This window comes from Novosphingobium decolorationis (genome assembly GCF_018417475.1).
GTDB lineage: Bacteria > Pseudomonadota > Alphaproteobacteria > Sphingomonadales > Sphingomonadaceae > Novosphingobium > Novosphingobium decolorationis.
Genome location: NZ_CP054856.1, coordinates 1 through 18434 on the forward strand (window position 1 = coordinate 1; position 18434 = coordinate 18434).

Annotated in this window: 20 protein-coding genes and 1 tRNA gene; 19 read left to right on the forward strand and 2 right to left on the reverse strand. The window is 65.5% G+C overall.

Translation table 11 applies throughout. The annotated features are described in order from the left end of the window. Positions 1-21 precede the first annotated feature (21 nt). The 10 genes from pyrH to rpmE all read left to right on the forward strand — a co-directional run bounded on the left by pyrH (position 22) and on the right by rpmE (position 9679). A complete protein-coding gene (gene pyrH / locus HT578_RS00005; RefSeq protein ID WP_213504554.1) occupies positions 22-717 on the forward strand; it encodes a UMP kinase in 696 nt (231 codons plus the stop codon). Between the two features lie 2 nt (positions 718-719). Next, the gene (gene frr / locus HT578_RS00010; protein ID WP_213501385.1) at positions 720-1277 is read left to right on the forward strand and encodes a ribosome recycling factor; all 558 of its coding nucleotides are present in this window, start codon (positions 720-722) and stop codon (positions 1275-1277) included. 31 nt (positions 1278-1308) lie between these two features. Next, positions 1309-1998, forward strand: a complete 690-nt coding sequence (gene uppS / locus HT578_RS00015; RefSeq protein WP_213501386.1) for a polyprenyl diphosphate synthase — start codon at positions 1309-1311, stop codon at positions 1996-1998. After that, a complete protein-coding gene (locus tag HT578_RS00020) occupies positions 1985-2761 on the forward strand; it encodes a phosphatidate cytidylyltransferase (RefSeq protein ID WP_213501387.1) in 777 nt (258 codons plus the stop codon). The genes uppS and HT578_RS00020 overlap by 14 nt, the downstream gene beginning before the upstream one ends. A gap of 8 nt (positions 2762-2769) precedes the next feature. Next, entirely contained in the window at positions 2770-3933 is a 1164-nt protein-coding gene (locus HT578_RS00025; RefSeq protein WP_213501388.1) for a 1-deoxy-D-xylulose-5-phosphate reductoisomerase, read from the forward strand. Between the two features lie 37 nt (positions 3934-3970). Next, the gene (rseP, locus tag HT578_RS00030; protein ID WP_213501389.1) at positions 3971-5344 is read left to right on the forward strand and encodes an RIP metalloprotease RseP; all 1374 of its coding nucleotides are present in this window, start codon (positions 3971-3973) and stop codon (positions 5342-5344) included. 171 nt (positions 5345-5515) lie between these two features. Next, positions 5516-8155 (forward strand): outer membrane protein assembly factor BamA, encoded by a 2640-nt coding sequence (bamA, locus tag HT578_RS00035; protein WP_239026406.1) that lies wholly within the window; start codon positions 5516-5518, stop codon positions 8153-8155. Then, the gene (locus tag HT578_RS00040) at positions 8155-8841 is read left to right on the forward strand and encodes an OmpH family outer membrane protein (RefSeq protein ID WP_213501391.1); all 687 of its coding nucleotides are present in this window, start codon (positions 8155-8157) and stop codon (positions 8839-8841) included. Before bamA ends, HT578_RS00040 begins: the two co-directional genes overlap by 1 nt. A 24-nt stretch (positions 8842-8865) precedes the next feature. Next, positions 8866-9318, forward strand: coding sequence for a 3-hydroxyacyl-ACP dehydratase FabZ (gene fabZ / locus HT578_RS00045; RefSeq protein WP_039394211.1), 453 nt, complete (start codon positions 8866-8868; stop codon positions 9316-9318). A 133-nt stretch (positions 9319-9451) separates the two neighbouring features. Further along, positions 9452-9679: a 50S ribosomal protein L31 gene (gene rpmE / locus HT578_RS00050; protein WP_039394209.1), complete on the forward strand. Its 228-nt coding sequence runs from the start codon at positions 9452-9454 to the stop codon at positions 9677-9679. Positions 9680-9771: 92 nt separating this feature from the next. Here the strand turns inward: rpmE and HT578_RS00055 are convergent, their stop codons facing one another. After that, complete coding sequence (locus HT578_RS00055) at positions 9772-10212, reverse strand: PilZ domain-containing protein (RefSeq protein WP_039394206.1); 441 nt, start codon at positions 10210-10212, stop codon at positions 9772-9774. Between the two features lie 123 nt (positions 10213-10335). Beyond that, positions 10336-10968: a prolyl hydroxylase family protein gene (locus HT578_RS00060; RefSeq protein ID WP_239026407.1), complete on the reverse strand. Its 633-nt coding sequence runs from the start codon at positions 10966-10968 to the stop codon at positions 10336-10338. Positions 10969-11151: 183 nt separating this feature from the next. On the opposite strand from HT578_RS00060, the gene HT578_RS00065 reads away from it, so the two are divergent. The 9 genes from HT578_RS00065 (at position 11152) to HT578_RS00105 (ending at position 18427) form a co-directional block, all read left to right on the forward strand. Beyond that, a tRNA-His gene (locus HT578_RS00065) sits at positions 11152-11228 on the forward strand. 106 nt (positions 11229-11334) lie between these two features. Next, positions 11335-12063: a heme ABC transporter permease CcmC gene (ccmC, locus tag HT578_RS00070; protein ID WP_039394200.1), complete on the forward strand. Its 729-nt coding sequence runs from the start codon at positions 11335-11337 to the stop codon at positions 12061-12063. 16 nt (positions 12064-12079) lie between these two features. Continuing rightward, positions 12080-12220, forward strand: coding sequence for a hypothetical protein (locus HT578_RS00075; RefSeq protein WP_199904437.1), 141 nt, complete (start codon positions 12080-12082; stop codon positions 12218-12220). Between the two features lie 5 nt (positions 12221-12225). Then, the gene (gene ccmE / locus HT578_RS00080) at positions 12226-12678 is read left to right on the forward strand and encodes a cytochrome c maturation protein CcmE (RefSeq protein ID WP_213501392.1); all 453 of its coding nucleotides are present in this window, start codon (positions 12226-12228) and stop codon (positions 12676-12678) included. Continuing rightward, on the forward strand, positions 12675-14642 hold the full coding sequence (locus HT578_RS00085) for a heme lyase CcmF/NrfE family subunit (protein WP_213501393.1): 1968 nt from the start codon (positions 12675-12677) through the stop codon (positions 14640-14642). The genes ccmE and HT578_RS00085 overlap by 4 nt, the downstream gene beginning before the upstream one ends. After that, positions 14639-15208, forward strand: coding sequence for a DsbE family thiol:disulfide interchange protein (locus HT578_RS00090; RefSeq protein WP_213501394.1), 570 nt, complete (start codon positions 14639-14641; stop codon positions 15206-15208). Before HT578_RS00085 ends, HT578_RS00090 begins: the two co-directional genes overlap by 4 nt. Then, entirely contained in the window at positions 15205-15657 is a 453-nt protein-coding gene (locus HT578_RS00095) for a cytochrome c-type biogenesis protein (RefSeq protein WP_213501395.1), read from the forward strand. The genes HT578_RS00090 and HT578_RS00095 overlap by 4 nt, the downstream gene beginning before the upstream one ends. Then, positions 15654-16364: a tetratricopeptide repeat protein gene (locus tag HT578_RS00100; protein WP_213501396.1), complete on the forward strand. Its 711-nt coding sequence runs from the start codon at positions 15654-15656 to the stop codon at positions 16362-16364. The genes HT578_RS00095 and HT578_RS00100 overlap by 4 nt, the downstream gene beginning before the upstream one ends. A gap of 92 nt (positions 16365-16456) precedes the next feature. Next, complete coding sequence (locus HT578_RS00105; RefSeq protein WP_084592262.1) at positions 16457-18427, forward strand: potassium transporter Kup; 1971 nt, start codon at positions 16457-16459, stop codon at positions 18425-18427. Positions 18428-18434: the final 7 nt, after the last annotated feature.

An 18434-nucleotide genomic window follows, 5' to 3' on the forward strand; every position in this document is an offset into this window, starting at 1 on the left:
TTCCTCCCCTACAAACGCGTTCTGCTCAAGCTTTCGGGTGAAGTTCTCATGGGAAGTCAGCCGTTCGGCATCGACCCTGAGTTCGTTGCCGAGATGGCCAAGGAAGTGAAGGCCGCGAAGGACACCGGGCTGGAAATCTGCCTCGTGATCGGTGGTGGCAACATCTTCCGCGGCATGGCTGGTGCGGCCAAGGGCATGGACCGTGCCCAAGCCGACTACATGGGCATGCTCGCGACGGTGATGAACGCGCTTGCGATGCAGAACGCGCTGGAGCAGCTGGGCGTGCCGACCCGCGTGCAGTCCGCCATCGAGATGGACAAGGTCTGTGAGCCGGTGATCCGCCGCCGCGCCGAACGCCACCTGGAAAAGGGCCGCGTCGTGATCTTCGCAGCGGGCGTGGGGGCGCCTTATTTCACCACCGATTCGGGTGCGGCCCTGCGCGCCGCCGAGATGAAGTGCGACGCGCTGCTCAAGGGCACCAGCGTCGATGGCGTCTATGACAGCGATCCCAAGACCAACCCGACGGCGACGCGCTATGCGACCGTCGATTTCGACACCGTCCTGGCCGACAACCTGAAGGTCATGGACGCTTCCGCCGTGGCGCTGTGCCGCGACAACGCGATTCCGATCGTCGTCTTCTCGATCCGCGAGCAGGGCAATCTCGCCGCTGTTCTGGCGGGAGAGGGCACCAAGACGATCGTGCAGAAAGGAGCCTGACGATGGCCAAGTACGACAAGGACGATCTCGAACGCCGCATGGCGGGTGCCGTGGAATCGCTGAAGGGCGATCTGACGGGTCTGCGCACGGGCCGCGCCAGCACCCAGCTGCTCGATCCCGTGGTGGTTGAAGTCTACGGCTCGAAGATGCCGCTGGTGCAGGTTGCGACCGTCTCGGTTCCCGAGCCGCGCCTGATCTCGGTGCAGGTCTGGGACAAGTCGAATGTCGGTCCCGTCGAGAAGGCGATCCGCTCGGCAGGTCTTGGTCTTAACCCGATCAACGACGGTGCCACGCTGCGTCTCCCGATCCCTGATCTTACCGAAGAGCGCCGCAAGGAGCTTGCCAAGATCGCGGGCCAGTATGCGGAAAAGGCCAAGGTCGCGATCCGCAACGTGCGCCGCGACGGCATGGAAGCGCTCAAGACCGACGAGAACAAGAAGGAAATCTCCGAGGACGACCGCAAGCGCGCCGAGGCCGAGGTGCAGAAGCTGACCGACGAGCAGATCAAGGCCGTCGATGAGGCGTTCGGTGCCAAGGAAAAGGAAATCCTCGGCAAGTGAGGCAAGACCTGTTCGTGCGGAAGGGGGCCTGATGGGAGCCGGCGAACCTGTTGGCGTGCGTCACGTCGCCATCATCATGGATGGCAATGGACGCTGGGCGAAGAAGCGCCTGCTTCCGCGCGCGATGGGGCACCAGCGCGGCGTGGAAGCGGTGCGCCGCGTGGTGCGCGGCGCGCGGGAACTGGGCCTGGAGGCCCTGACCCTCTACGCCTTCTCGACCGAGAACTGGCGCCGTCCCGAGGAAGAGGTCTCGGACCTCATGGGGCTGATGAAGCGCTTCATCCTCTCCGACCTCGACGAGTTCGCGCAAGCGGGCGTGCGTCTCAGGATCATTGGCGACTACTCGGCGTTCAAGCCTGACGTGGTCGAACTGATCGACGGGGCCATCGCGCGCACCGCGTCCAATACCGGCACGACGCTGGCTGTCGCGCTGAACTACGGCGCGCAGGACGAGATCGCGCGCGCGGCGACCAAAGCCGCCGCCAAGGGGCCGATCACGCCCGAGACGATCTCGGCCGAGCTGGATACGGCGGACATGCCGCCGCTCGACCTCATGATCCGGACCTCGGGCGAGGTACGCCTGTCGAACTTCCTCCTGTGGCAGTGCGCCTACGCGGAACTCTATTTCACAGACGTGCTCTGGCCCGATTTCACGCTGGACCACCTGCGTGAGGCGCTCCAGTGCTTCTCGGGCCGGGAGAGACGTTATGGCGGGCGCTGATCGCAAGGCGAAGGGCAGTTCGGACCTCGGTGTCCGGGCGGTCTCGGCCGTGGTCATGCTGGCGGTGGCCGGAACGGCGGTCTGGGTGGGCGGCGTGCTGTGGATGGCCTTCGTCTGTGCGGTCGCGGTCGGCGTGCTCTACGAATGGGTGCGCATGGCGCGCCGGGGCACGCAGGACCCGATGCAGCGCGGCCTGTGGAATTTCGCAGGTATGTTCTACGTTGGCGTGGGCGCGGCCATGCTGCTGTTCCTGCGCAACCCGGCCTTTACGCTCGCTCCGCTGCTGACGGTGATGCTTTCGGTTATCGCGGTCGATGTCGGGGCCTATTTTGCGGGCCGGACGTTCGGTGGACCCAAGATCGCGCCGGCCATCAGCCCGTCCAAGACCTGGTCGGGGCTCATTGGTGGCTGCGTGGGGGCAACGCTGGTCCTGTTCGGGGCAGTGATGCTCTGGCAGGGCGGGCGCATCACGACAACGCCGGTTGGCCCGGCTGGTGGAGCGCAGGCGTGCCTGGGCTCGAGCGGGGACTGCTGGTACCTGACGGCGAGCCCCGTAGCGGTCTTTGCCCAGTGCCTCCTCTTCGGCATCCTGCTCGCCGTCTGCGCACAGGCGGGGGACTTCCTCGAGAGCTGGATGAAGCGCCGGGCAGGGCTCAAGGATTCGGGCAATCTCATTCCGGGCCACGGCGGGTTTCTCGACCGTGTCGACGGCCTTCTGGCCGTGCTCTTCGTGCTTGCCCTCATGATCCTCTTTCAGCCATGATCGGCGCAATGACGCATAACCCGCGGACCATCTCCATTCTGGGAGCGACCGGCTCCATCGGCAGCTCCACGCTCGATCTCGTGCGGCGCAATCTGCAGGACTGGCGCGTGTGCGCGCTGACCGCGAACGGCAACGTCGAGGCGCTGGCGAAGCTGGCGCGTGAGTTCTCGGCCGAGATCGCTGTCGTCGCCGACGAGACCTGCCTTCCGGCGCTGCGCGAGGCGCTCGCCGGAACAGGCATCGAGGCCGCCGGCGGCGCGTCCGCGCTGGTCGAGGCCGCCGCGCGCGGTGCCGACATGACGATTGCCGCGATCGTGGGCTGTGCCGGGCTCGCCCCGACGATGGCCGCGATCGAGCAGGGCGGCCTCATCGGGCTTGCCAACAAGGAGGCGCTGGTCTCCGCTGGCCCCATCATGACGGCAGCCGTGGCGAAACATGGCGCAACGCTGCTCCCCGTCGACAGCGAGCACAATGCGATCTTCCAGTGCCTACAGGGCAACAAGGCGAGCCACGTCCGCGCGATCACGCTGACGGCGAGCGGCGGGCCTTTCCGCGAATGGTCGCAGGCCCAGCTCGAAGCAGCAACGCCGGCGCAGGCGGTCAAGCATCCCAACTGGTCGATGGGCGCCAAGATCAGCGTCGATTCGGCGACCATGTTCAACAAGGGCCTCGAACTGATCGAGGCGCACTACCTCTTCCCCGTTGGCCTCGATAAGCTGCGCATCGTCGTGCACCCGCAATCGGTCGTGCATTCGATGGTGGAGTACCGCGACGGCTCCACGCTGGCCCAGCTTGGGCCCTCGGACATGCGCGTGCCCATTGCCTCGGTCCTCGCCTGGCCCGAGCGGATGGAGGCCCCGTGCGGTCCGCTCGATCTGGCGGCCATTGGCGAGCTGACTTTCCGTGCGCCCGACGAGGAGCGCTTTCCGGCCACCCGTCTCGCCCGCGAGGCGGCGCAGGCAGGGGGCGCCATTCCCGCGGTTCTCAACGCCGCGAACGAAGTCGCGGTCGACGCCTTTCTGCGCGGTCATATTGGGTTCACCCGGATTGCGGCAGACGTGGCGCACGTGCTGGAAAGCTATGCGCCCCCGCCGCCCGGCAGCCTCGATGACGTGCTCGCCGTCGATGCCGAGGCGCGTCGGCGCGCGCAGGGCCTGATGCCGTGTACATGACTGCCCGGCAGTTGATCGAGGGGAGGGGACAGGCCTGATGGGCGTCCTGACAACGGTTTTCGCATTTCTGCTCGTGCTGGGGCCCCTCGTGGTCATCCACGAGCTTGGCCACTATCTGGTCGGCCGTTTCTTCGGCGTGAAGGCCGATGCGTTCTCGGTCGGCTTCGGCAAGGAACTGGCCGGGTGGACCGACAAGCGCGGAACCCGCTGGAAGCTCTGCGCGCTCCCGCTGGGCGGCTACGTCCAGTTCGCAGGCGACATGAACCCGGCCAGCGCCTCGGATGCCGGGGCGAGCGAGGCTCCGGCCGAGCAGCGCGGGCAGATGTTCCAGTTCAAGCCGCTGTGGCAGCGTGCGCTGATCGTCTTTGCCGGCCCGCTCACCAATCTTCTCCTGTGTGTAGCGATCTTCGCGGCCTTCACGATGGCTTACGGCAACCGCGTGGTGGAGCCGGTGATTGCCGACTTCGCCGAGAATTCGGTCGCGCAGGAGGCGGGCCTTCAGGTTGGCGACCGCATTACCTCGATCGCCGGCGAGACAGTGGGCGATGTCCAGGATCTGGAACGCTATATCCTGCTTCACCCGGAAGGGCGCGTTCCCGTAGGCGTCGAGCGCGAAGGGCGCGCCATGACCCTGCCGGTCGAGATTGCCACGCGCGAGATCGACGATGGGTTTGGCAAGACCGCCCGCATCGGCGACCTGGGTGTGTCGTTCGATCAGCCCATCGTCGCCGGATTCACCTCCGATTCTGCGGCCGAAGAGGCCGGTTTCGAAGTGGGTGACCGGATCGTGGGTATCGGGGGGCAGGAGGTCACCAGCTTCCACGATGTCATCGACCTGGTGCAGCCGCGCGCCGGGGACACGCTTCGCTTCACCGTCGAGCGCGAGGGCGCCGAACTGGAGCTGCCCGTCGCGGTGCGCTCGGCAAGCCGTCCGGGCGCGGATGGGGAGCAGGAGAATGTGGGCATGATCGGCGTCGAGGCGCGGGTCGGTCGGCTGGTGCCGGTCGGACCTGTCGCCGCGGTGGGCATCGGCTTTGCGCGCAGCTTCGACATGCTTGACGACATGGTGACCGGGCTTCGCCAGATCATCTTCGGCGAGCGGTCGGTCAAGGAGCTTGGCGGGCCGATCAAGATCGCCCAGGCCTCGGGCCAGCAATTCTCGCTTGGTTGGGAGAATTTCGTGGCTTTCGCGGCGTTTATCTCGATTAACTTGGCATTCATCAACCTCCTGCCAATCCCGGGGCTCGACGGAGGACATCTGGCTTTCTACGCGGCGGAGTGGGTTCGTCGCAAACCTCTCGATGGTCGCAGCCAGGAGTGGGCGATCCGCACGGGAGTGGTATTTCTTCTTGCGCTCATGGTGTTCGTTACGGTGAACGACATCGTCTCCCTGCCGATTTTCGGGGGATAGGGCCGGAATTTTACCGAGGATCACAATGTCGCCCGGTTTGGCTGCTTGATCGTCGCGGCTCCATCAGGCAGATGGCTGCGGACTTGCGCAGGTTTCGGTGCAGGCCTGCCGACTGTCATGGATCTCGCTGAGGCGCTTATCAGGAATTATCTTGGAATGATCGGAGTGGAAATGGTTCGCAGCACTGAGGCTCGCCGCTCGTCACACGTCGCGGCCGTGCTCCTTGGGACCACGATCCTGGCCGGTGTGCCCTCGGCCGCCTTTGCCCAGGACGCGGCCGCGCAGAGCGCTCCGACCGAGCCCGCCGCGCAGCCTGAAGCCGAGAAGATCACCTCGCTGACCGTGCGCGGTGCCGAGCGTCTCGAGCAGCAGACGGTTCTTTCCTACGTGAAGCTGCGCATCGGCCAGCCTTACACCAAGGCGGCCGCCGATGGCGCGCTGAAGGATCTCTACGCGACCGAGCTGTTCAAGTCGGTCGAGGTGACCAACGAGAACGGCGCGGTGGTGATCGAGGTTCAGGAGAACCCGGTTGTCAACCGCATCATTCTTGAAGGCAACAAGCGCATCAAGAACGACAAGATCCTGCCCGAGATCAAGGTCTCGCCGCGCCAGATCTTCACCCGTTCCAAGGTCCGTGCCGACGTTGCCCGCATCATCGAGCTCTACAAGCGTCAGGGCCGTTATGCCGCGACGGTCGAGCCCAAGATGGTCATGCTCGACCAGAACCGCGTCGACATCGTCTTCGAGATCACCGAGGGCGACAAGTCGAAGGTCCGCCAGATCAACGTGATCGGCAACGAGGCCTTCTCGGACGGCGAACTGCGCTCGCAGATGGTGACCAAGCAGGCCCGCTTCTGGCGTCTGTTCTCCTCGGGCACCAGCTATGACCCGGACCGCATGGCCTTCGACCAGCAGAAGCTGCGCCAGTTCTACCTGACCGAAGGTTACGCCGACTTCCGCGTTGTCTCGGCCGTCGCCGAGCTGACGCCGGACAAGAAGGACTTCATCATCACCTACGTGGTGGAGGAAGGCGAGCGCTACAAGTTCGGCGATGTGAAGGTGGAAAGTCAGCTGCGCGACTTCTCCAGCGAGAAGATGTCCCAGAACCTGCCGATGAAGGCAGGCGACTGGTACAACGCCAAGCAGGTCGAGGACACGATCGAGAGCCTCAACAACACCGCTGGTGCCTTCGGCTATGCCTTTGCGGACGTGCGCCCCCAGTACGATCGCAACAAGGAAGACCTCACCATGGGTCTGACTTTCGTGATCCGCGAGGCACCGCGCGTCTACGTCGAGCGCATCGACATCAACGGCAACACGCTCACCCAGGACAAGGTCATCCGCCGCGAGTTCCGTCTCGCCGAGGGCGATGCCTTCAACTCGCTCCAGGTGCGCCGTTCGACCAACCGCATCAAGTCGCTCGGCTACTTCCAGGAGAAGTTCGAGGTCGAGCAGAAGCCGGGTGCGGCCGATGACCGCATCATCCTGGAAGCCAACGTGGAAGAGCGCCCGACCGGCGAACTTCAGCTTTCGGCCGGTTTCTCGAGCCTGGAAAGCTTCATCTTCCAGGCATCGATCCGCCAGCGCAACTTCCGTGGCCGCGGCCAGACGGTGGGCCTGTCGGGCAGCTATTCGCGCTATTCGCGCTCGGTCCAGGCGAGCTTTGTCGAGCCGTACCTGTTCGACAAGAACGTTTCGCTCGGTGTCGACCTCTACCGCCGCGACTACAACAACTTCAACTTCCAGAACTCGAACCGCAACACCACCTACCAGCAGACCACGACCGGTTTCCAGGTACGCGCGGGTGTTCCGGTCACCGAGTACATCACCGCGGTCGGGCGCTACACGCTCAACTACGATGACGTCTCGCTCTCGGAGAACCAGTTCTACTCGATCGGCGATACCGGCGAGCTCGAGTGCGATCCGCTGCGTGCGGGCCGCTACCTGTGCGATGCCATCGGCAAGCGCCTGAGTTCGATCGTCGGCTTCTCGCTGATCTACGACACGCTCGACAACCGCGTGCGTCCTTCGCGTGGTGAAACCGCGCAGGTCAGCATCGACGTGGCGGGCCTGGGCGGCGACGTGAAGTACGCGCGCCTGCGCGCCAATGCGGCGAAGTACTGGCCGCTGGGCGGTGGCTTCATCTTCTCGCTGCAGGGCGAGGGCGGCATCATCGAGCCCTACGGCGGCGACGACTACGTGCGCCTGACCGACCGCTTCTACCTCGGCAACCCGCAGATGCGCGGCTTTGCTGTGCGCGGTGTCGGTCCGCGCGTGATCCGCCAGTACTACGGTCCCGACGAGGACGGCAACTACACGGTGCCGGGCAACGATTCCGACGACGCGCTGGGTGGCAAGTACTACTACATGGCGCGTGCCGAAATGGAGATCCCGCTGGGATCGGGCGCGCGCGAGATGGGGCTTCGCCCCTCGGTCTTCGTCGATGCCGGCGCGGTCTGGGGCACACGCCGTCCCGAACTCAGCGACTGCGGCGATGGCTGCTTCATCGGTCAGCGTGACCAGGACGGCAACCAGCTCTACAATGTGCTCGACGATGACGGCAACGTCGTGGGCACGAGCATCGATCAGATCGATCCGGACACCGGTGCGACCCGCAATCCGGCCGGCTCGACGAGTTATTTCACCGAGAACTATCTCGGCGACACCTGGCTGCCGCGCGTGGCCATCGGTGTCGGCGTGAACTGGAACTCGCCCTTCGGACCCTTCCGCATCGACATGTCGCACGTGCTCCTGAAGCGCGATGGCGACGACACCCGGGTCTTTTCATTCAACGTGGGAACGCAATTCTGATGAAAACTCTTCTCAAGTCCGCTGCGCTGGCTTCGACCCTGGCGCTTGCATCCGTCGCGCTTCCGGGCGTGGCCTCGGCCCAGTCGGGCACCGTGGTCCCCGGCATCGGCGTGGCCGACCTCGAGGGCATCGTCTTCAGCTCGGCGGCCAACCAGACCGCGCGTGAGCAGCGCCAGACCACCTACAAGGCGCAGATCGATCAGGCCAACAGCCGTCGCGCCGCGATCCAGGCCCAGCTTCAGCCGCTGATCCAGAAGTACCAGACCGACAGCCGCGCGGCGAACCCGAACGAGGCGTCGCTCCAGCAGCAGGCCCAGCAGATCCAGCAGATCCAGCAGCAGGGCCAGCAGGAACTGCAGCAGATCCTCGCGCCGGTCTCGCTCTCGGAAGCCTATGTCAACGAGCAGATCGAGGACAAGCTGAACGATGCGGTCAAGGCTGCGATGACCAAGAAGAAGGTCACCATCCTCCTCAACCCGCAGTCGATCCAGGCGATCACCGACGGTGCCTACTCGCTCAACCAGGACATCCTGGCCGAGCTCAACACCGCGATCCCGACCGCCCAGATCGTCCCGCCCGAGGGTTGGGAACCGCGCCAGGTGCGTGAAGCGCGCGCGCGTCAGCAGCAGGCCGGCCAGGCCCCGGCTCCGGCCGCTGGCAACACCGCGGCGCCCGCCGGCCGTTAATTTCCAGACGAAAGTACCTGTACGATGAGCGAACCGGGCGAACTGGTCTACGACATCCCGAAAATCCTCGAGGCGCTGCCGCATCGCTACCCGATGCTGCTCGTCGACCGGGTGGTCTCCTTCGATGAGGAGTCGATCCACGCGGTCAAGGCGGTGAGCTTCAACGAGGATTTCTTCCAGGGCCATTTCCCCGGCCGTCCGATCATGCCCGGTGTCCTCCAGATCGAGGCGCTGGCGCAGACGGCGGGTATCCTGGCCATCGAGACCCTGGGTCTCGCCGGTTCGGGCAAGCTCGTCTACTTCATGGCGATCGAGAACGCGAAGTTCCGCAACCCCGTGACGCCCGGGCACCTGCTCGACCTCAAGGTGAGCTTCGTCCAGAAGCGCGCGCGGGTCTGCAAGTTCACGGGCACGGCCTCGATTGACGGGAAGACGACCTGCGAAGTCAGCTTTACCGCGATGATCGCCGACGCCTGAGGGAAGGGGGCTTTCGGGCCCCTTTCGCCGCAGGTGGTGCGCCGGGACTTGCCATTGGGCCCGTTCCGATGTAAGCGCGCCGCTTTCCATGGCAGGCCGGTCGGAACCGGCCATATGCAAGAGAGATTACGACATGAAGGCCGATCTGCACCCCGACTACCACATGATCACCGTCCAGATGACCGACGGCACCACGTTCCAGACCCGCTCGACCTGGGGCAAGGAAGGTGACACGCTCGTTCTCGACGTCGATCCCACCACGCACCCGGCCTGGACCGGTGGCCAGCAGCGCGTCAACGAAGGCGGCCGCGTGGCACAGTTCAACAAGCGTTTCGGTGGTCTCTCGCTCAACAAGAAGTGAGACGACGGTTCATCCGAACCTTGTAGCGAAAAGGGCGGCCTTGCGGGGCCGCCCTTTTTCGTTGGGGCTGTGGAGGCGTGCGGGGCGTCGGGTCACGAATCGGGGGGCGCTTCGTCCGGTTGTAACGGCAGGGCCGGGTTCTCGCCCGTGTAGGAGCCGCCGCTTGTCGCGATAAGGCCTTGCCACAGGGTGTCGCTGCTGGGGATCGCGCGCTCGAACTGAAGGCCGGCCATGTCCGCATGGGTCCAGCGAACCACCGCGCCGTGGCCACTGGTGAGGAAGGCGAGCCCCGCACCGCGGTGCAGGCTCAGGCACTGACCGATGCGCAGGTCCAGCCCCTCGGCGTGGACGCAGCAGCCGCTGGCCGACAGGTCGAGCAGCCAGGCTCTCCCGATGGGGACACCGTCCGTGCGCAGGAAGATCCGCTGTCGGATGGGGTGGCGCGTCTCGCGGCGGCGATCGTCGTGCGCGGCAGGCGTGGGCAGGGCCGTGGGGGCGGCGTGAGCGGGCGAAGCGGATTCGTAGCTGGACACGTGCGGCAGCCTATACGCAGGGCGCCTAGCCGGGCTCTAACCGGCAATTAGGGGATCGTGCGAGGCCACGACTAGGCCACGACTAGGCCACGACTAGGCCGCGAAGGGGGAGCGTTGCCGCGTTCAGCCCCAGGGTTTTTCCCGGAACCACTGCGTGAGAACGTACTTGGCCCCCTTGCGCACCTTCATCGCGTGGTGAAGTGTTGCGGCATTGGGCGATCCGTCGGGGCGCAGGTTGTTCCAGCAGATGAGTTTGCCCGCTTCGGGCTGGACGATCTTGTCGGCGACCTTGAAGCGGGTCGCGCCGCCCGCATCGACCGCGTTCAGGTACATCATGTAGGTCCAGGTCCTCTGCCCCGCGACCGAGCAGAACTGGTCGAATTCCGGCCGGTCGGGCTCGAAGTAGTCGGTGTGGGCCTTGAACTCCTGCCCGACCTCGTAGCGCTGGCCCTGGAGCGGCTCGGCGTGGCTTTCGGGGATACCCGAAAGCGCGGACAGGCGCGCGCGCAGGTCGGCCGCGTCTGGATCGCGCGGAGAGAGGTCGCAGGTCGAACTGGTGCGGAAGACATCGTCGCCGTTGTACCCGGTGATGGTGGAGGGACGGTGCTGGGTCTCGATCTTGTCGATCAGGCGCGCGCATTGCTCGCCCGAGAGGAAATTGGGCAGGATGTACATCTCGATTCGCGACGAGGGGACCTTGCGCGCGGCCGGATGAGCCTGGATCGGAACGGCGTATGATTCGGTGGCAGTGACCATGCGCCGCACGATAGTCGCTGGCTTCGTCCAAGAAAATTGCCTCTCCAGACGATTTTATCACTTTTTTGCTTGGCAAACGCGTCATCTGTGTGCAAAGGCGCGCTCCCGCACCGAGGACGCTTCAACGCACTTCGGTTCGCGGTTAAAGTCTCCCGGTTCGCAGATGGTCGAACGGGACGTGTGGCGATTGTAGCTCAGTTGGTCAGAGCGCCGGTTTGTGGTACCGGAGGTCGTGGGTTCGAACCCCATCAATCGCCCCATTCCTTGAAAGCTTATGATACCTTCGCCCAATAGGCGGGTAAAAACCGTAAGCCTTTTCCATCATTCGCTTGCTCCTTTCGGTACGGTCTTTAGAAAGCGCGGCTTATGCACGGCTTCGCCAACCCGGCCCGTTTTCTGCGCATCGCACGCTGGCTCATGCCGCTGTGCCTGGGCGCAGGTATCGTGATCGCCCTCGCCGCCCTGGGATGGGGCCTGTTCCTTGCGCCCGCCGAACGCCTGCAGGGCGAGACGGTCCGCATCGTCTACCTGCACGTGCCCGCCGCCTGGCTGGGCATGGCGGGCTGGAGCGGCATTGCGATTGCCAGTTTCACTGAACTCGTCTGGCGCCACCCGCTGGCCGGAATTGCCGCACGCGCCTGCGCGGTTCCCGGCGCGGTCTTCACCGCGGTGTGCCTGGTGACGGGCTCGCTCTGGGGCCGTCCGGCCTGGGGTACCTGGTGGGTCTGGGACGGGCGCCTGACCTCGATGCTGGTCCTGCTGTTCCTCTACTTCGGCTGGATGGCGCTCTCGCAGGCAAGCGAAGCGTCCGACGGAGCAGGGACCCGCGCGCCGGCCATCTTTGGCCTCGTGGGCGCGGTGAACATTCCCATTATCCATTATTCGGTGATCTGGTGGAACAGCCAGCACCAGCCCCCCAGCATCACCACGGGCGGCTCCGCCATGTCGGGGGCCTTCCTGTGGCCGCTCCTGATTGCGATGACAGGCTTCACGCTGATCTTCGCAGGGGTCGTGCTGGCGCGCATGCGGGCAATCCTGGCACACCAGCAGGCCGAGGCGCGGCTGCGCCGCAAGGCGCTGGCCCAGGCCGGTTGAGAGAGGACGCGAGAGAATGCGCGAAGCGATGGACCCCTGGACCTTCGTCCTTGCCTCCTACGCCATCGGCGTGGGAGCTACGGCGGCGATGGTCGGCTGGTCGCTTGTGACGATGAAACGCGCCGAGAAACGGCGCGATGAGGCAAGGAAGCGCTGACGAGGATGGCAATCAAGGCAAAGCACCAGCGCCTCGTGCTGCTCGGCGTCGCGATGGTCGTGCTGATCGGCGCGGCGATCCTGGCGATCTGGGCGCTGCGCAACCAGGCAAGCTATTTCTACGTCCCGCGTGAGATCGTGGCGAGCCCGCCCGAGGCCTCGCGTGCGGTGCGCCTGGGCGGTATGGTCGAGCAGGGCTCGATCCGCACCTTGCCCGACGGCGTGAGCATCGCGTTCGTTGTCGAGGACAAGGAAGCGCGCGTGCCTGTCACCTTCCGTGGCATCGTCCCCTCGCTCTTCGTGGAGGGTTCGGGCGTCGTCGCCGAGGGCCACATGGGCAGCGACGGCACGTTCGTCGCCGACAATCTCCTCGCCAAGCACGACGAGAACTATGTCCCCCGCGAGATGCAGGACATGACCGGCGAAGAGCTGCAGCAGGCTATGGCTGAGGGCAAATGATCGCGGAACTGGGACTGGCCGCGCTTTGGCTCGCGGCGGCATTGGCGGGATTGCAGCTTCTGGGCGGATCGCTCGGGCTGACCACGAAAGGTGTGGCGCTGGGCCGGGTCGTTCGTCCCGTCGCGGTGGTGCAGGGCCTGCTGGCGCTCTTCGCCTTCTTTTGCCTGATCTACGTCTTTGCGATCACGGACCTTTCGGTAAAGCTGGTCGCGCTCAATTCGCATTCGCTCAAGCCTCTGGTCTTCAAGATCGCGGGCGCCTGGGGCAACCATGAGGGCTCGATGCTCCTGTGGGTCACGGTCATGGGCGTTGCGGGCGGTTTTGTCGCGCTGATCGAGCGCCGACTGCCCGAGCGCACCATGCTTGCAACGCTGGCTGGACAGGCGTTCGTGAGCCTGGGCTTCTACGCCTTTCTGCTGCTTTCCTCGAACCCGTTCGAGCGCCTCTCGCCGGTTCCGGCCGAGGGGCAGGGGCTCAACCCTTTGCTGCAGGACCTGGGCCTCGCCTTCCACCCGCCTACGCTCTACCTGGGCTATGTCGGTCTTTCAGTAGCCTTCAGCTTTGCCATCGGGGCGCTTGTTACCCGCGAGGTCGGCCCGGCTTTCGCGCGCGCCATGCGCCCCTGGGTGCTGGCGGCCTGGATATTCCTGACGGTCGGCATCACCGCCGGTTCCTACTGGGCCTACTATGAGCTGGGCTGGGGGGGCTGGTGGTTCTGGGACCCGGTCGAGAACGCCTCGCTCATGCCCTGGCTGGCCGCAACCGCGCTGCTCCATTCGGTGAGCGTCCTGGCCGCGCGCGATGCGCTGCGCACCTGGACGGTTATGCTGGGCGTCGTCGCGTTCTCGATGTCGATGGTGGGCACGTTCCTCGTGCGCTCGGGCATCCTGACGAGCGTCCACGCCTTCGCCGTCGATCCCGAGCGCGGCAGCTTCATCTTGGCGCTGCTCGCCATCAACATCGGCGGCGCGCTCACCCTCTTTGCCCTGCGCGCCGCGACGGTGAGCGAGGGGGCCCGCTTCGCGCCGATGAGCCGCGAAGGTGCACTCGTCATCAACAACGTGTTGCTCTGTGCGATCCTGGGCATCGTCCTGTTCGGCACGCTCTACCCGCTCGTTGCCGAGGCTCTGGGCGCGCAAGTCTCGGTCGGCCCGCCCTACTTCAACCCGATGAGCGCGCTCTTCGCCGTGCCCATGCTGGTGGTGCTGGCGGTCGGCCCGATGCTGCGCTGGCGGCGGGACGACTTTGCGCGGATCGGCAAGAACCTTGTCATCCCGGCCATGCTCGTGGTGGTCATGGGCGGGGCTCTGGTGGCCCTGGCCGATGTCGCGCTCCTGCCATTCCTGGGCCTCGTGCTGGGTGTCGGTCTTGCCTGGGCGAGCGTGCTTCCCTTGCGCGGGCGCAATCTGCGCCGCCTGCCGCTGGCGGTCTGGGGCATGGTCGTCGCGCACTTCGGCATTGCGGTCGTGCTTGTCGGCATGAGCAGTGAGAGCGCGTTCTCCACCGAGAAGCTCGTTGCGGTCGAGGTAGGCGAGATTACCCAGGTCGGCCCGTGGGGCGTGAAGCTGGACCGGATCGAGCCGGTCGCAGGCCCCAACTGGACCGCGCTCGAAGCGCGTCTGCTGGTGCGCTACGGCCCGGACGGCAAGGTCACGCGCCTTACCCCGCAGTCGCGCACGTTCTGGGCGCCGCCGCAGAACACCTCCGAATCGGCGCTGCTGACACGCTGGAACGGCCAGCTCTATGCCGTTCTGGGCGGCGAGGGCGAGGACGGCCGCTGGCAGCTGCGTCTGTGGTGGAAGCCGCTGGTTCCGTTGATCTGGCTGGGCGGTCTGCTGATCGCGCTGGGAGGCCTGCTGGCGCTGCTCGGCCGCGTCACCACGGATGTGCGCCGCTCGGTCCAGAGCGATCGCATCGCCGAGCGCCGCGAAGGCGAAGAAAAGTTGCGGGAGGACCGGCCATGAGCGCGAATCACAAGGCTCCCGAAGGCCGCGCCCGGGCGCCGCGCTGGGCGATCTGGCTCCCGCTCGCGCTCTTCGTGGGCTTCGTCGCGCTGGTGATGACCGGCCTTCTCAAACCCGCCGACCGTACCGTGCGCAGCGCGCTCGTCGGCAAGCCCATGCCCAGCTTCGATCTGCCGCCCGCGCTGCCTGGACGGCCGGGCCTGAGCAGCGCTGAGCTGGCCAACGGCAAGGTTCACCTCGTCAACATTTTCGCCAGCTGGTGTATCCCCTGCCGGGTCGAGGCGCCGCAGTTGGCCCAGCTGCAGCGGGCGGGTGTCGAGATCGAGGGCATCTCGGTGCGCGATTCGCGCGAGAACCTCGAAGGCTTCCTCGCGACCAACGGCGATCCCTTCGACAGCATTGGCGCGGACGACGATGGGCAGGTGCAGCTTGCGCTGGGCTCTTCGGGCGTCCCCGAAACCTACATCGTCGATGGCAAGGGCGTGATTCGCTACCAGCACGTCGGCGAGATCCGGCCCGAGCAACTCGACGTGATCCTCGCTCGGATCCAGGAGGCCGGCCAGTGAAGCGAGTCCTTTCCGTTCTGGCTGCCGTTGCGCTGCTGGGCGCTCCGGCTCTTGCCCAGGAGGAGCAGTCGACCGCCCCCTTTGCCTACCGTCAGCTGGACGATCCGGCGGAGGAGCGGGCGGCCATGGATCTGATGGAGACGCTGCGCTGTCTGCAGTGCCAGGGGCAGTCTATCGCCGATTCGGACGCGCCCATCGCGGGCTCGATGCGCAGTCTCGTGCGCGAGCGGATCAAGGCGGGCGAATCCCCGGAGGACATCCGCGCCTGGCTGATCGAGCGCTATGGCGACTATGTGAGTTACGCGCCGCAGCTGACCGAGCTGACCTGGCCGCTTTTCGCCGTGCCGCTTGTCTTCCTGCTGATCGCGGTCCTCCTGCTGCGCCGCCGTTTCACCTTGCGCCGGGAGGCCACGGAGCGTGACGCGGGCGATGAAGGAGAAGAGGCATGATCTGGTTCCTGCTGGCCTTGCTGGTCATCGCCGCGTTCGTGCTGGCGGTGGTCGTCCTCAAAGTGCCTGTGGGAGGGCGCGAGGCGGTGGCCGCTGCGCTGCTGCTGGGTGTTGCGGGCTATGTCACGCAAGGCTCGCCCTCGCAGCCATCGAGCCCGAGCACCGTGACCGAAGGAGGCGGCGAGGAAGCCGCGTTCCTGGTGGCCGCACGTGGCAAGGTCACCAACCGCACGATCCCGCCGACCAATCGCTATGTCGTCATCGCCGATGGCTTCGCACGCAACGGTCAGACGGCCGAGGCGGCGCGCGTCCTCTTGGGCGCGGTCGAGGAAAATCCCAAGGACGAGGACGCCTGGCTGGCCATGGCCAATGCGCTTGTCGCCCATTCCGAAGGTGTCCTGACACCCGCTTCGCTCTATGCCTTTCGCCAGGCCGCCAAGGCCGACCCGAAGGCGCCGGGACCCGCGTTTTTCCTGGGGTTGGCGATGGCGCAGTCCGGCCAGTTCGGCGAAGCGCGCGAACTGTGGGCAGACCTCCTGGAGCGTACGCCCGAGAAGGCCGAATGGCGTCCGGTGCTTGCCGCCGAACTCCAGCGGCTCGATGCCTACATCAAGGGCAATGCGCCGGCTCCGGCACCCGATTCGCAGGTCGGGCCAGAGTCCCGCAACGGTACGGGCGCGGAACCAACGGCCCCTTCGCGTGATTGAGCATCATTGCTAGGCACCTGCCATGCTGCTAACGGCCTTCAACCTTGCCGCGAGTGCGAAACGGGGTCTCTAGTCCATGACGGGGCGCACGAATGAGTGATGCAACTACGGATATGAATGGCGGTGGAACGGCAAGTGCGCCGGGTGCCGCGAAGCAGTCCGATGCCGGAAAATCCGGTTCCCACGGCCATTCCACCGGAAACGTCGCGAAGCTCGCCTTCGGCGCGGTCGGCGTCGTCTTCGGCGATATCGGCACGAGCCCGATCTACGCGTTTCGCGAGACGTTCGTGGGCCCGCACCCGCTGGCCATCGATGAACTGCACATCCTGGGCGTGGTCAGCCTGATCTTCTGGTCGATGACGCTTGTCGTGGCGGTTCAGTACGTCGGCATTCTCATGCGCGCGGACAACAAGGGGCAGGGTGGCAGTCTCGCGCTCGTTGCCCTCATTTCCGGTGCGATCAAGAAGTCGCGCTATGGCGGGCTTATCGTCATGCTGGGCGTGTTCGCAACGGCGCTGTTCTACGGCGATTCGATGATTACGCCCGCCGTTTCCGTGCTCTCCGCGGTCGAGGGCCTGACCGTCGTCCAATCGAACCTCGCGCCCTTTGTCATGCCCATCGCGCTGATCCTGCTGGTGGGTCTGTTCGTCCTTCAGAAGAGCGGTACGGCCAAGGTCGGTGCGCTTTTCGCTCCGGTCATGGTGACTTATTTCACGATCCTCGCGGTCCTGGGCATCTACCACCTCGTGCAGATGCCCGAGGTGCTCGTCGCGCTGAACCCGTGGTACGCGATCCAGTTCTTCCTCACCGACAAGGTGCTGGGATTCCTCGCGCTGGGCTCGGTCGTGCTGGCCGTGACCGGAGCCGAGGCGCTCTATTCGGACATGGGCCACTTCGGACGCGGCCCGATGCGCCTGTCCTGGTTTGGTTTCGTGATGCCGTGCCTGCTCATCAACTACTTCGGGCAGGCAGCGATGATCCTGAGCCTCGACGATGCGCAGGCCGCGCTTGCGATGGAGAACCCGTTCTTCAATCTCGCGCCCGAATCGCTGCGCCTGCCGCTCGTGATCCTGGTCAGCGCCGCCGCCTTCATCGCCAGCCAGGCGGTGATTTCGGGCGCCTTCTCGATCACGCACCAGGCCATGCAGCTGGGCTTCATCCCGCGCCTTTCGACCCGCCATACCTCCGAGCACGAGGTCGGCCAGATCTACATTCCCTTCGTGAACTGGGCGCTGATGATCGGCGTGATCGTGCTGGTGCTGGTCTTCCAGAACTCCTCGAACCTCGCCTCGGCCTACGGTATCGCGGTGACCGGTGCGATGCTGATCGACACCTGCCTGATGACGGTTCTCCTGATCGTGCTGTGGCGCTGGAAGCTGTGGATCGCGATCCCCGTGGCGGTGACCTTCTTCGTGGTCGACGGCGCCTACTTCGCCGCGAACGCGACCAAGATCCCCGACGGTGGCTGGTTCCCGCTGCTGATCGGCGCGGTGGCCTTCACGCTCCTCACCACCTGGAACAAGGGCCGCCGCCTCATGCGCGATCGCATGACCGAGGCGGCGCTTCCGCTCAACGTCTTTGCCAAGAGCGCCCACGGCAGCGCCGCGCGCGTGCCGGGCACGGCGATCTTCATGGCCTCGAGCAACGTTGGCGTGCCTTCGGCACTCCTCCACAACATCAAGCACAACAAGGTGCTGCACGAGCGCGTGGTGGTGCTGACCGTCGAAGTTCAGGACGTGCCTTACGTCGAATCGGGAGAGCGTTACTCGGTGCAGGACCTGGGGCAGGGCTTCTACCGCATGACGCTGCGCTACGGTTTCATGGAGGAAACCGATATTCCCGCAGCGCTTGCCCATAACCAGATGTGCGGCCAGCCCTTCGAGATGATGAAGACCAGCTTCTTCCTCTCCCGCCAGACCCTTGTCGCCTCGGAAAAGCCGGGCATGGCGATTTGGCGGGAACGTCTCTTCGCCTGGATGATGCGCAACGCGGCGAGCGCCATGGTGTTCTTCCGCCTGCCCACCAACCGCGTGGTCGAACTCGGCAGCCAGCTGGAAATCTGATCGACGC